This is a genomic window from Xenorhabdus thuongxuanensis (assembly GCF_001908095.1).
GTDB lineage: Bacteria > Pseudomonadota > Gammaproteobacteria > Enterobacterales > Enterobacteriaceae > Xenorhabdus > Xenorhabdus thuongxuanensis.
In genome coordinates, this window is sequence record NZ_MKGR01000031.1 from 1 (window position 1) to 12,923 (window position 12,923).

The following is a 12,923-nucleotide window of genomic DNA, read 5'->3' on the forward strand; positions in this document are numbered from 1 at the left end:
TTGGCTGGAAAAATGCCGACGATTGTGGAAGAACTGTGAGAGATATTTGAATACCAGCCTTCAGTTCGTCAATCTGGCATTTCTCGTCGTGTTGCTGCGCAGAAAAAATACTGAATAGGCTGTTAGTGCCTCCACACATGATAGTATTAAATCCCAAGCTATCATTACATCTTTATTCTCAAATCCCTTTTCTTTAATTAATATAATCAACTCTGTTGTACGTTTGCGCAATTCTTCAGATAAAACAGGTTCTTTTCCTGCTGCATGAATACGTGCCTGATAAAATCCTGCGTCAATTGTCGGTTCTGTGCCGATAATTGCTACTTTTTTATCACCGGTCGTTATTTTTTTTAAAGCACAATCAGCGATATGCAAGATAGGGATTCATCAGGATGGCGAGGATTGGATTTTTATGCACTTTATCCAAAGCTACAACACAGAGCCGGTGATTTCCGAAGTTCGCACAGAAGTCCATGAAGCTCCACCCTTGTTACACACCGCAATGGAACATTTTCTTGAAACACTCGCAATAAATGATAAACAACTTTATCATCGGGCAGGCAATGTTCGACAAATATCTCCTACAAATGCGGCATTTCGGGATCTGTTGTTGGTCACTTTCCGACAGCTTCCTGAATAACAAATGAGCGAATAATAATGTCAAGCCAGGAAAATAGTTTGAATTTGCGTTGGACTAGCCTAAATGCCTTATTGATCGTCAGTGCTCGATTCGTCTCTGATTTTGGCGCATTCCTGAATATGGTGGCACTCTCCACTTATGTTTATCTGCTTAGTAACAACGTTATGCACGTCAGTATTTTTCTTGCTTGTCGTGTTGCTGGCGGTATCATTGCCATGACGGGCTTTGGGATAGGAATGTTACTGGTCGCCCCGTTCTACATCTGGTTGCCACCTTCCATTGTCATTCTAGTATTCCACGGCTTGCCACTGACGGTATTAGTATTGGTCTTGTTGTGGGTACGGCGTTTTACTACGAGTAAATAAAAAAGCTACTAAAGTCACATTTTTACACTTCATGAAACCGGTTACATGAATAGCAAGCATTTCTCACATTCCATCTGAAATAAATACGTTACTTTGTCAATAACAATCAGTTCAAAACCGGTGAATAAAGTTCGAGTCACCTCGCGGCGACAGGGAAAAATCTAAAAGCACATAGATCACTACTATTATACGATCAGGTATTATGCGATCAGAGAAATGATTGAGGGATGAGTGAAGCTAACAAAGCAGTAACTTGAAAAATAACGGATATGTCATTATTGAAGGTTATATATGAGTCAGATCACTCCTCAGTTAACAAATATGTGGGATAAAAGTCATGAATCTTGGTTTGTAAAAGACAAGAAACTCGGTTTTATATATGCAAATAAAGCGTTTATGACGTTAAATAACTTACCTGAACAGTTTGATATTACAGGATATACTGAAAAAGAGTTATTAACACCATTTAACCATCTTGTTCACCTGTTTGAAGAACATGATCGTAAGGTTTTACAATCTATGCAACGAATATCATCTATCGGAGCTTATTTTCAACACAATGATCAACAACTAAAACCCTATTTTTGTGAAAAATATCCATTAATGGATGAAAATAATCAATGCATCGGAATAATTGGTCACGCTAAAGAAATCAATCATTTTTCAGTCCATTATTACATTAAAAATGACATTTCTATCTCTATTAATCTTAGCCCACCTAACAATATATTGACAGAGAAGGAATGGTTGATAATTTTTTTGTTCTGTCGTGGTGTTAGTAATAGAGATATTGCTAACGAGCTGAAAATCTCATATCGTACCTTGGAGAGGTATTTTAATGTTATCTATGAAAAATTCTCAATTAACTCAGCGATTGAATTGAAAATTCTTTGTGAAAAAAATAATTATGACCTCTATATCCCACCTAATTATTTAAAATCTATAGACCATGTTTTACTATATTAGGGATGATATCTGCGTGCTAAATCCTCTGTCGCTTACTCACAAGGGTAATTTAGGCCTTCATGAGAGTTTAAATAAATTGGGATATGATTCCATTTCATATTTATCTTACATAATTTCTGAGGAAACAGCATGGCCACTATGAAAGACGTAGCACATCGAGCCGGCGTGTCTGTAGCCACTGTTAGCCGTGTCATTAATAATACAGCTTATGTCGAACCGGGTACTCGCGAACGGGTAGAAAAAGCGATGCGTGAATTCGACTACCACCGTAACTCTGCCGCGCTTGCATTAGCGAAAAGATGTGGGAATATGCTGGGTTTACTGACCGGTAATTTGGCTGATCCTTTTTTCTCTCTCTTGGCTCGTGGAGTTGAAAAAATTACCCGAAAAAAAGAAGCCAAGCTCATGGTTTGTAGTGGCGGGCACCAAGCTGAACTCGAAAAATCTGCCTTAAATTTTTTAATCAACCAAGGGTGTGAAGCAATAGTTGCCCATATCAGCAGAATGAGCGATGCAGATATATTACGTTATGCAGCTCATACGCCAGGATTAGTGATTATCAATCGATATCTTCCGGCCATCGCTAATCGATGCATCTGGTTAGATAATGTCAGTGCTTCCCAAACTGCAACTAACTATCTTCTCCAAAATGGTCATCGTAAAATTGCTTGTGTAACAGCAGATTTACCTATCGATGATAGAAGGCTTCGCTTAGAAGGATACTATGCTGCAATGACTAATGCAGGTATCACAGTACCTAGTAATTGGATTATTAGTGTTCCATTTAACGAAGAAGGTGGAGAACAAGCGGCAGAAAAACTCTTAAGTAGCGGTCTCAACTTTACTGCGGCAGTTACATTCAATGATGTCATGGCTGCTGGTATGATGAGATACCTGCATCGGCAAAAAATCAACTTACCTGAACAACTATCAATTGTTGGATTTGATGATGTCATCACAGCCCGATATCTCCATCCCCCCTTAACGACTGTACACAACCCAGTCGAACAAATGGCTCAACGGGCGGCCAATCTCGCATTACAACTCAGCGCTAAAAAAGAGCTACCTCCACAAATGAATATGTTCTCAACGGAACTCGTCATAAGAGATTCCGTATTTTCAATAAAATAATTTTAATTTCAACAGCCTACATAAAATTGGAATTTTTATATGGATGATAAGAAAAAGCTGAATCTGGGACTCGCTATACTGCCAATCGCAGCAATGCTCCTGTTGCTAATTATTGGTTATGGTCAACTAGGTTTACGTATTGAAGCTTTATTGCTTGTTTCAGCAGCAATAGCTGCAACTTTAGCATATTGGCAAGGCTATCGCTGGAATGACATTATTGATGCTATTGTGGCAAAGCTAGCTAAAGCAATGCCCGTGATCATGATACTCATTTGTGTTGGAGGCTTAATTGGCACCTGGATGTTCAGCGGAACCATACCCTATATGGTTTACTGGGGATTAAAGCTGATTAGCCCGCAATACATACTCATTGCCGCCTTCTTTATCACAAGCTTAATTTCAGTTTGCACTGGCACATCATGGGGATCAGCCGGAACGGTAGGTGTTGCCCTAATGGGAGTAGCCGCTGGCCTTGATGTGTCCTTAGCTGCGGCAGCGGGTGCTGTTGTTTCAGGGGCGTATTTCGGTGATAAAATTTCACCGTTATCTGACTCAACTAATTTTGCTGCAATCGTTGCCGATACTGATCTTTACAGTCATATTCAACACTTAATGTACACCACTATCCCAAGCTTCATTTTAGCCGCCATTGTTTATTTTATTGCCGGTCATACAAGCTTAACAGATAACGTGGCAACTCCCGAAAAAATCACAGAAATCCTGCACTCTCTTGAAAGCCTGTATCACTTCAATTTGTTGCTGATTTTGCCTCCAATACTGGTGTTGTGGGGAGCCATAACAAAACGCCCAGTGATACCAACCATGCTGGCTGCCTGTATATTGGCTATTGCAATCGGCATAGGTCTTCAGGGATTCACCCTTAAACAAGGCCTTAATGCATTAATTGATGGTTTCAATCTCTCCATGTTCTCTGACCAGGGACACAGCATCACCGGAATCGTTAGCGATGTTCCCCGCCTGCTCAATCGTGGTGGTATGTTCTCAATGATGAGTACGATACTGCTTGTATTCTGTGCATTCGCGTTTGCCGGCGCGTTAACACTCACTGGCGCTTTAGCCATTATTATTAATCGACTTCTGCAAGCTGTTCGCACAACCGGCCAACTCATCGCTGCAACCCTCTCCACAACCATTCTGCTAACTGGTGCAACCTGTGATGGTAAGCTAGCTCTTCTCATTCCAGCAGAACTGTTTAAGGGGGCTTATTGCCGGATGGGACTGGATAACAAAAATCTATCACGAACCATAGAAGATGGCTGTACAGTCGTTGAACCACTGATCCCCTGGACTTCTGCGGGCATTTATATGGCTACAACATTGGGAGTCAATACGCTTGAGCTACTACCTTGGGCAATCCAGTGTTACGCTGCTGTCTTTTTGGCTCTCATTTATGGCTTTACTGGTTTCGGTATTGCAAGAACCCCAGCGGAAAACGCCTTAAAGAAAAAGGAAATTTAACGTGGAATCACCTGATTTCAACCAGATAATCGATCGCCATAATACAGGTTCTGTTAAGTGGGATTTTTTAGATCGTTACCTACATTTAAATGAAACTGACCTGCTACCAATGTGGGTTTCTGATTTCGATTTTCAATGTCCCAAAGAAGTTCTGCAAGCCCTATCTTCCCGAATTGATCACGGTATTTTCGGTTATAGTGAGCGCGATGATCTCTACTACCAGGCAGCAATGGACTGGTTTTCAAGACGTCATAAGCTGACTTTACACAGGGACTGGTTCACATCGATAGAAGGTGTCATACCTGGATTAGCTTTACTGATACAAATGCTGAGTAAACCAGGGGAAGGAGTCATTGTACAAGGGCCTTATTATTCTTCATTTGCCAAAATTATTACGATGAACAGCAGGGCGGTTATTGAAAATCCACTGCTTGAAAGCTCCGAAGGCTATAAAATTGACTATGACCATCTAGAACGCATATTGGAGCAACACAGACCACCTTTGCTGTTGTTATGCAACCCGCACAATCCCACTGGCCGCTGTTGGGATCGTGACGAACTTCTCCAGCTATTGATACTCTGCAAAAGATACGGTACGACGGTAATTTCCGATGAAATTTGGGCTGATTTAATTTTGCCTTGGGGGAAATTTACTTCAATACTGCATCTTGGAAGTGAATGGCATAGTCACGTGATTACGGCCACCTCAGCCAGTAAAACGTTTGGGCTTGCATCGCTGCGTATAGCAAACTTTATTATTCCAGATCCCACTCTCCGACAAGCTTTTAACGATCGGTTAAACGCTCACGGGTTAGATGTATTTAATTCATTATCTATGACTGCGGCTACAGCCGCTTACCAGTATGGGGATACATGGCTTGATAAACTACAAGATTATCTGGCTGAAAATCGTGACTGGTTCGAACAGGCTTTAGCGTCTTCTGTTCCCTGGTGTCGGATGACTAAAGCGGAAGGTACGTATCTGGCCTGGCTGGATTGTCGCAATTTAGGTTTGGATGATAATACCTTGCAACAGCTATTAATACAAAAAGCCAAAATAGCCGTTTCAATGGGATATAGTTTTGGTGATAGAGGAAAAGGATTTATCCGAATAAATTTAGGTTGTCCCCGTCAATACCTTAAAGAAGCTATTAGTGGTTTAGCTCAATTAACAACATAAAGCTAATGCATAAAAATAAAAAGGTAGCCGAGAAATTGCTCCTGTTTTAATCCTATGATCATACCTGAAACTTTCCACCAGAAAAGTTTCAGGTAATCAATCCTAACTATTGACTAAAATACACACTCCCTATTTTCCCTTACTTTAGTTATTCAAAGTATTATGTTTATATCCTATCTAAGATTTATTTTTATATTATTACAGGCTGTTCCCTGGAGATGGCGCTGGTACAAGACACTAAAAATAGAGCAACAGATATCGTATAGATTTTTATAACCGATAACATGCTTAAAGAGTTTAGTTATTTTTGGGAATATTGGAAGCGTATGAAATACTTAAATGAACATCTCTTAACTTAGGGAAAATAAATAGCATTAAGCACTTAGCTTCAATTAGCCAATATTTAAATGTTAATATCGTGTTAATTATTGATGAATGTTTTATAATACCATCCATTTTCATCAGTTGTAACGTAACATGCATTCAATTTTAAATTAATAAAACCCTATTTTAATATTAGTAATCACTATATTAAAATTAATAAATATTCAATCTTTGACTGGATGATTGTTGTACCATATTATATGTTCACCTTATTTTAAACGTAATAAAAAATCAATTAAAATAATAAGTTAACAGTTAATACATAAAATATGAAAAAATTAAATAATATCAGCATGGAATTAATGATAAGCACAGAAATTTAATCGCTATATTCCTGAAAGATTTGTCACGGTTGGTAGTAGAGAAATAAGCAGCGAAGAAATAAACTAATTTTTTATGCTCAAAATTCAACAAAGGAATAACAACATGAGTAATAAGCCCATTATTTCACCTCAAATCATTAACACACTAGCAATAAGTAACGATCCCTGGGGAATAAAAGATAAAAATTCATGCTTTATTTACGGTAACAAAGCGTTAAGTTTGATTAAAGGATTTTCTGATTCATTTGATTTTGAAGGTCTTTACGATGATGAACTGCCTTGGGAGGGGGCTGAGTTTGCAAAAGCATATATTCATCATGATCAAAAGGTCATGCAAGATGAAAAATCATATATTTCACTTGAAACACATATTTGGGGAGAAACAAAAACATTATCTTCTTACTTTTGTGAAAAATCACCGTTTTATCATGAAAATGGAGAGTGTATAGGAATTATATACCACCTATGGAAAGCCCAAGATTATTCATTAACTCGCCTATACCATGGAAAGCTTCCTGCTTCTATCATGTTTCAACCACCAACTCATTTATTTACCCAACGGGAATGGGATGTCATTTTTCTCTCTTTGCACAAATATACCAGTAAGCAAATTGGTAAAATATTAAATATTTCTTATCGTACAGTCGAAAACTATACAGCTCAAATATATAAAAAGGCGGGTGTTAGCTCTGCTCAACAATTGGACGAATATTGTCGCCTTAATAATTTCGATCTCTATGTACCAGAAAGATTTTTACGTCCAGAAAGCCGGCTTTTTGTTTGAATTTCAAATGCTGTAGTCTCCACGTTAATACCGATATTTAATGCCCATACGGTATCACAGATATCGGTTTTATCCCTTTTGGTTTCCAAGCCTATTAGTAGCTACATTATCTGAACCAACGTACTCCTGCTATACGTGGCGGATTTATCCATGTTCCTTATTCACCTGAGCAGGCCACAAGACATTCTGGTGCGCCAAGTATGTCTGTAAAGATGATGACTACAGCCTTGAAAATCGCCATTGAGTCAGCATTGAGGCATGAAAAAGATATTACCATCTCAGGCGGGGCAACAAACTGAAAAATAAACCGGAAAAATAGCCACTGAATTCCAGTGGCTATTTAACTTAGAAAGGTAACAGTTGGTAGAAATTCAGTAGCCAGATGACTACAACCGCAAAAATCGCTGCGATAATGTCATCCAACATAATGCCGACACCACCTTTCACATAGCGATCAAACCAGCGAATCGGCCACGGTTTCCACATATCAAAAATGCGGAATACCACAAAACCAACCAAAACCCATTGCCAGTTGAGCACAGGGATTGCCATTAGTGTGATCCATATTCCAATGAATTCATCCCAGACGACACAACCAGGATCGTCCACATTCATGGCATCGGCAGCTTTCTGGCAAATCACACAGCCAATGACTGTTCCCAATACAATAGCCAACCAAATTCCCCATGTCGGTAACTGCACCAACAGCAACCAGAAAGGGATCGCCGCCACTGAGCCCATTGTGCCCGGTATAACCGGCGATAAGCCACTACCGAACCCTGTAGCCAATAAATGCCACGGATTACTCATTTTTAAGTGGCGTTTTGCATCATCCATGCGTTCCCTCCGTTTGATCGTTTTCTTCCTGGCGTGCAGCCGGACAAGGTACTACCGGTTTTTTATCCGTTTTAAAGTGGTCAAAGCCGTTCAGATCCAACGCAATTTCTTTGTTGTTGTTAAAATAGCGGATACCTTCTGATTCTGGCCTGATTTGCCCAATACAGCAGAAACTCGCCCCCGAATGGGCCAATGCCATATTTAACGCGCCACGGTTGAGCTCAGGTACAGTGAAACACAACTCATAATCTTCCCCACCACTCAGCGCCCATTTCAACGCCTGTTCAGCGGGAACATATTGCTGTATCGCTTCCGAATAAGGCAGCGCATCCAGATTAATACGCGCACCGCATTGGCTAGCTTTCAAAATATGGTTGAGATCAGAAATCAATCCATCGGACAGATCAATCGCGGAAGAAGCCAGATCACGCAGAGCCTGCCCTTGTAAAACGCGTGGTTGTGGACGGAGATGACGCTTAACCAACCAATTGTGGATCGCAGGATCTTCCACAATCAGATGTTCTTGTAACAGGGCAAGTCCTGCGGCGCTGTCACCTAATGTTCCAGTGACATAAATCCAATCACCGTTCTTTGCACCAGCACGACGCAACGCCCTGCCCGCCGGCACTAATCCATGCACGGTTAGCGTTAAACTCATGGGGCCCTTTGTCGTATCCCCACCAATCAATTGCATACCGTAATAGTTCAGTTGTTCAAACAGGCTATCACTAAACCGTTTTAACCAATCCTCATTAACGTCAGGCAACGTTAACGCCAACGATGCCCAAGCAGGATCTGCCCCAACGGCAGCCAAGTCACTGATATTGACAGCCAGTGCCTTATAAGCCAAATCTTCCGGTGAGATATCAGGAAGAAAATGGATACCAGCAACCAGCGTATCTGTTGTTACCGCTAATTCTTGCTTATCTGCAACAGTCATCAGTGCACAATCATCACCAATACCTAGGTTGACATCACGTCGGCGAATGAGAGGGCGATTGAAGTAACGTGCAATGAGGTCAAATTCACCACATGCCATAATAGAATTCCAAAAAGTGACCAATGAGCACATGAGGCCGGATTTCCGGCCTCATGTGTAAAATCATTGAGTTATAATGGGGAACTCCTGGCAAGCAATCACTTTTTCTTACGTGCTGCCGGGCCAGCCTTATCCAACACCCCATTAACGAATTTATGGCTATCTTCAGCACCAAATATTTTTGCCAGTTCGATGCCTTCATTAATAGCCACTTTGTAGGGAACATCATCACGAAAGCTTAGTTCAAACATCGCAACGCGCAAAATGGCTTTTTCTACCTGACCTAACTCTTCGAGCTGACGGGAAAGATAAGGCGCCATCAAAGCATCCAATTTTGTAGCATTGACTGCTACCCCTGACAGCAATTCACGAAAATAGGTGACATCAACACCGGATACGTCCTGCTCTGACAGAAACTGCAGTTCAACATCAGCAATGCTGTTTTTGGATAATTGCCATGAATAAATTGCCTGAACAGCACACTCACGAGCACGACGACGAGCAGCAGGTTTCACAAAATTCCCCTTAATTAAAACTAAAAAATTTAGCCTTTAATGGCTTTGATTACATTGATCATTTCCAATGCGGTCAAGGCAGCTTCCGCACCTTTATTGCCCGCTTTAGTCCCAGCGCGTTCAATCGCCTGTTCAATATTTTCTGTTGTCAGAACACCCAATGTAACAGGAATATTGCTGGACATTGCCACGCTGGACAAGCCTGAGCTACACTCGCCGGCAACATATTCAAAATGGGCTGTTCCGCCACGGATAACCGTACCTAAAGCGATAACCGCATCATACTTTCGGGACTCAGCCAGCGCCTTGACCGTCAATGGCAGTTCATAAGCACCCGGCACCCATACTACGGTGATATTGTCCGAAGAAACCTGACCGATGCGTTCCAGCGCATCAACGGCTCCTTCCAGCAGGCTGTCATTAATGAAGTTGTTAAAGCGGGCAACAGCAATGGCAATGCGAGCTTCAGGAGCTGCAACAACACCTTTGATTACGTTCATAGCCTTCCTTATACTTTATTCATATCCGCAGGGGCGCGGATCTTATCACATTATTTTTGATTTAGGGCAATCCCAAAATCAAAACACCTAGTACGGCCGTAAACGAAGACGCACATCAGGGCCAATCTGTTGAACATCAAGCAGAGAAAATTCAGGAGCATCCGATAATTTTTGCAATTCAGGGATATCGAACAATCCACGGGCACTATTTCCCAATATCTTAGGCGCGATATAAAGGATCAATTCATCTACCAACCCTAACGACAATAAAGCCCCAGCCAAAGCAGAGCCGCATTCCGCCCAGACAGAATTTACCTGACGCTTTCCAAGTTGCATCATCAACAACACTAAATCAACACCGTCACCATACGCTGGCAATAAAATCTGTTCGGCATTATCAGGCCATTTTTGCTGATCTTGCTTAGTACGTGCCAACCAACATTCTCCCGGTTGCTGTACTACCTGGTGCTGTGGAGTGACACGATTTTGGCTATCTGTAATGATACGGATTGGTTGGCGGAGCAATTCTTGCGGATAAATAGCTTGTGTTTCAGTATCCAGTTCATTCCAGCGGACCGTCAGAGAAGGATCATCCGCCAATACCGTTGCGCTGGAACTCAAAATAGCACTGCACTGCGCCCTTAGTTTCTGCACATCTTGGCGGGCTTCAGGTGAGGTAATCCACTTGCTTTCCCCCGATGCCAATGCAGTCCGACCGTCCAATGATGCACCCAGTTTCAATTGCAGGTACGGGAACCCTGTACGCATACGTTTAAGAAAACCCTTATTCAAGGATTCTGCCTGTTCCATCATCAAACCATGTTCAACTGCAATTCTGGCCTGCTGCAATTTATACAAGCCACGCCCGGCCACTTGAGGATTGGGATCTTGCATCGCTACCACAACTCGGCTTAAGCCTGCGGCAATCAAAGCATCAGCACAAGGGGGGGTTTTACCGTGATGGCTGCACGGTTCAAGGGTAACGTAAGCTGTAGCATCTTTAGCTTTTTCACCAGCCATACGCAGGGCATGAACTTCTGCGTGAGGTTCGCCCGCCCGTGCATGAAAACCTTCCCCGATGACCTGCCCATCCTTAACGATGACGCAACCTACATTCGGATTTGGGGACGTTGTAAAACGCCCCTGATACGCCAGCTCCAGCGCTCTGGACATATATATTTCATCAAGTGTCATAGCGTTTAGTCAGTGTTCTGGTTTTTAATAAGAATTACAGCATTTAGTCTTGTAGTCTGGCAATCTCTTCACCGAATTCGCGAACATCTTCAAAGCTGCGATAAACAGATGCAAAACGGATATAAGCTACTTTATCAAGTTTTTTCAGCGCATCCATGACAAAATTTCCAATCATTTTGGACGGAATTTCACGCTCTCCTGTTGCCCGTACTTGTGACTTAATATGGTTAATTGCTGTTTCTACATCATCAGAGCTGACAGGGCGTTTTTCCAGTGCTTTCTGCATTCCACGACGCAATTTTTCTTCGTCGAAAGGCTCTCGAATATCATCACTTTTAATGACTCTCGGCATCACCAGCTCTGCAACTTCAAACGTAGTGAAGCGTTCATGACATTCCAGGCACTGACGGCGACGGCGCACTTGTGAGCCATCCCCTACCAGACGGGAATCAATAACTTTAGTATCAACGGCTGCGCAAAATGGGCAATGCATATCGTTTCCTGACAGTTAACCGAAGGGATAACAGTGTACCTTGAAGTGATGACGAAAAACACCCTGTCAGTAAGTACTCACAGGGTGTTTAAGCGATATCAGTGCTCGATCAGACAAAATAATTAAGGAAGAATGGAGGGTTGATCTGCCCCTTCTTTCTCAACTTTCTGCTGAATCAAATGTTCACGCTTCATACCCAATTTCAACGCCAGTGCAGACGCAACATAGATAGAAGAGACTGTACCGATAGAAACACCGATTAACATGACCAGTGAGAAGCCCTTCAGCATTTCACCACCAAAAATGTACAGCATCAATACAACCAACAATGTGGTTGCTGAAGTCATGATGGTACGGCTCAAGGTCTGGGTCAGGGAAATGTTGGTGATTTCATACGATGTACCTCGACGTATCTTACGGAAGTTCTCACGGATACGATCCGACACAACGATGCTATCGTTCAATGAGTAGCCGATAACGGACATCAACGACGCAACAATAGTCAGGTCAATTTCGATATGGAACAACGACAGGATACCCAGTGTAATAATCACGTCATGCGCAAGCGCAATAACTGCCCCCAATGCCAGACGCCACTCAAAGCGGAAACCGACATAAATCAGGATACAGATCAGTGCAACCAATAACGCCATTGCTCCGGTCTGTGCCAATTCGTTTCCTACACTTGGACCAACAAATTCCACACGTTTAACCTTGGCATCTTTATCAATATCCTGATTAATGACCGAGATAATCTTATTGCCAAGTTCTTGCCCTGCATTACCTTCCACAGGCGGCATACGAACCATCACATCACGGCTGCTGCCAAAATTTTGCAAAAGTGGATCGGCAAAACCATGCTGGCTCAGGCTTTCACGCATCTTGTCCAGATCCGCAGGTTTACTCAGCTTCACCTCAATGACCGTACCACCGGTAAAATCAAGCCCCCAGTTAAACCCACGAGCGCCTATCATAATAATGGAAGCGATCAACAGCAGAAACGAAATCCCAAAGGCAACGTTGTCCCAGCGCATAAAGTCGATAACTTTACGCCCATAGTTTAATTGTTCAACAGTATAATCCTGTGCCACAA

The 12,923-nt window shown here is 42.0% G+C and carries 15 protein-coding genes and 2 pseudogenes; 9 read left to right on the top strand and 8 right to left on the bottom strand.

The annotated features are described in order from the left end of the window. Positions 1-118, top strand: a pseudogene (locus Xentx_RS18925) (IS5/IS1182 family transposase); the annotation flags it as partial. A gap of 131 nt (positions 119-249) precedes the next feature. On the opposite strand, the pseudogene Xentx_RS20000 reads toward Xentx_RS18925, so the two are convergent. After that, a pseudogene (locus Xentx_RS20000) lies at positions 250-345 on the bottom strand (hypothetical protein); the annotation flags it as partial. On the opposite strand from Xentx_RS20000, the gene Xentx_RS15735 reads away from it, so the two are divergent. The 8 genes from Xentx_RS15735 (at position 308) to Xentx_RS19855 (ending at position 7,551) form a co-directional block, all read left to right on the top strand. Beyond that, the gene (locus Xentx_RS15735) at positions 308-640 is read left to right on the top strand and encodes a 2OG-Fe dioxygenase family protein (protein WP_279625115.1); all 333 of its coding nucleotides are present in this window, start codon (positions 308-310) and stop codon (positions 638-640) included. The pseudogene Xentx_RS20000 and the gene Xentx_RS15735 overlap by 38 nt on opposite strands. Positions 641-657: 17 nt before the next feature. After that, positions 658-1,005 carry a hypothetical protein gene (locus Xentx_RS19640; RefSeq protein ID WP_074021369.1) on the top strand — a complete coding sequence of 116 codons (348 nt, stop codon included), beginning with the start codon at positions 658-660 and terminating at the stop codon, positions 1,003-1,005. Between the two features lie 291 nt (positions 1,006-1,296). Beyond that, positions 1,297-1,971, top strand: coding sequence for a helix-turn-helix transcriptional regulator (locus Xentx_RS15745; RefSeq protein WP_074021371.1), 675 nt, complete (start codon positions 1,297-1,299; stop codon positions 1,969-1,971). 129 nt (positions 1,972-2,100) lie between these two features. Next, complete coding sequence (locus Xentx_RS15750) at positions 2,101-3,102, top strand: LacI family DNA-binding transcriptional regulator (protein ID WP_074021373.1); 1,002 nt, start codon at positions 2,101-2,103, stop codon at positions 3,100-3,102. A 39-nt stretch (positions 3,103-3,141) separates the two neighbouring features. Beyond that, positions 3,142-4,581, top strand: a complete 1,440-nt coding sequence (nhaC, locus tag Xentx_RS15755) for a Na+/H+ antiporter NhaC (protein WP_074021375.1) — start codon at positions 3,142-3,144, stop codon at positions 4,579-4,581. Position 4,582: 1 nt separating this feature from the next. After that, positions 4,583-5,761 carry a MalY/PatB family protein gene (locus tag Xentx_RS15760; protein WP_074021376.1) on the top strand — a complete coding sequence of 393 codons (1,179 nt, stop codon included), beginning with the start codon at positions 4,583-4,585 and terminating at the stop codon, positions 5,759-5,761. A gap of 810 nt (positions 5,762-6,571) precedes the next feature. After that, positions 6,572-7,252: a helix-turn-helix transcriptional regulator gene (locus tag Xentx_RS15765; RefSeq protein WP_074021378.1), complete on the top strand. Its 681-nt coding sequence runs from the start codon at positions 6,572-6,574 to the stop codon at positions 7,250-7,252. A gap of 110 nt (positions 7,253-7,362) precedes the next feature. After that, complete coding sequence (locus tag Xentx_RS19855; protein WP_083601027.1) at positions 7,363-7,551, top strand: pyroglutamyl-peptidase I family protein; 189 nt, start codon at positions 7,363-7,365, stop codon at positions 7,549-7,551. Between the two features lie 46 nt (positions 7,552-7,597). Here the strand turns inward: Xentx_RS19855 and pgpA are convergent, their stop codons facing one another. The 7 genes from pgpA to secF form a co-directional block, all read right to left on the bottom strand. Next, positions 7,598-8,089 (bottom strand): phosphatidylglycerophosphatase A, encoded by a 492-nt coding sequence (pgpA, locus tag Xentx_RS15775; protein WP_074021380.1) that lies wholly within the window; start codon positions 8,087-8,089, stop codon positions 7,598-7,600. After that, the gene (gene thiL, locus Xentx_RS15780) at positions 8,082-9,128 is read right to left on the bottom strand and encodes a thiamine-phosphate kinase (RefSeq protein ID WP_074021381.1); all 1,047 of its coding nucleotides are present in this window, start codon (positions 9,126-9,128) and stop codon (positions 8,082-8,084) included. Before thiL ends, pgpA begins: the two co-directional genes overlap by 8 nt. Before the next feature lie 98 nt (positions 9,129-9,226). Then, positions 9,227-9,643 (bottom strand): transcription antitermination factor NusB, encoded by a 417-nt coding sequence (gene nusB / locus Xentx_RS15785; protein WP_074021383.1) that lies wholly within the window; start codon positions 9,641-9,643, stop codon positions 9,227-9,229. A gap of 29 nt (positions 9,644-9,672) precedes the next feature. Next, on the bottom strand, positions 9,673-10,143 hold the full coding sequence (ribH, locus tag Xentx_RS15790; RefSeq protein ID WP_074021384.1) for a 6,7-dimethyl-8-ribityllumazine synthase: 471 nt from the start codon (positions 10,141-10,143) through the stop codon (positions 9,673-9,675). Positions 10,144-10,230: 87 nt separating this feature from the next. Beyond that, positions 10,231-11,337 (bottom strand): bifunctional diaminohydroxyphosphoribosylaminopyrimidine deaminase/5-amino-6-(5-phosphoribosylamino)uracil reductase RibD, encoded by a 1,107-nt coding sequence (gene ribD / locus Xentx_RS15795; protein WP_074021386.1) that lies wholly within the window; start codon positions 11,335-11,337, stop codon positions 10,231-10,233. A gap of 43 nt (positions 11,338-11,380) precedes the next feature. Further along, on the bottom strand, positions 11,381-11,830 hold the full coding sequence (nrdR, locus tag Xentx_RS15800; protein WP_074021387.1) for a transcriptional regulator NrdR: 450 nt from the start codon (positions 11,828-11,830) through the stop codon (positions 11,381-11,383). Positions 11,831-11,952: 122 nt separating this feature from the next. Next, positions 11,953-12,921, bottom strand: a complete 969-nt coding sequence (gene secF, locus Xentx_RS15805; protein WP_074021389.1) for a protein translocase subunit SecF — start codon at positions 12,919-12,921, stop codon at positions 11,953-11,955. Between the last annotated feature and the right edge of the window lie 2 nt (positions 12,922-12,923).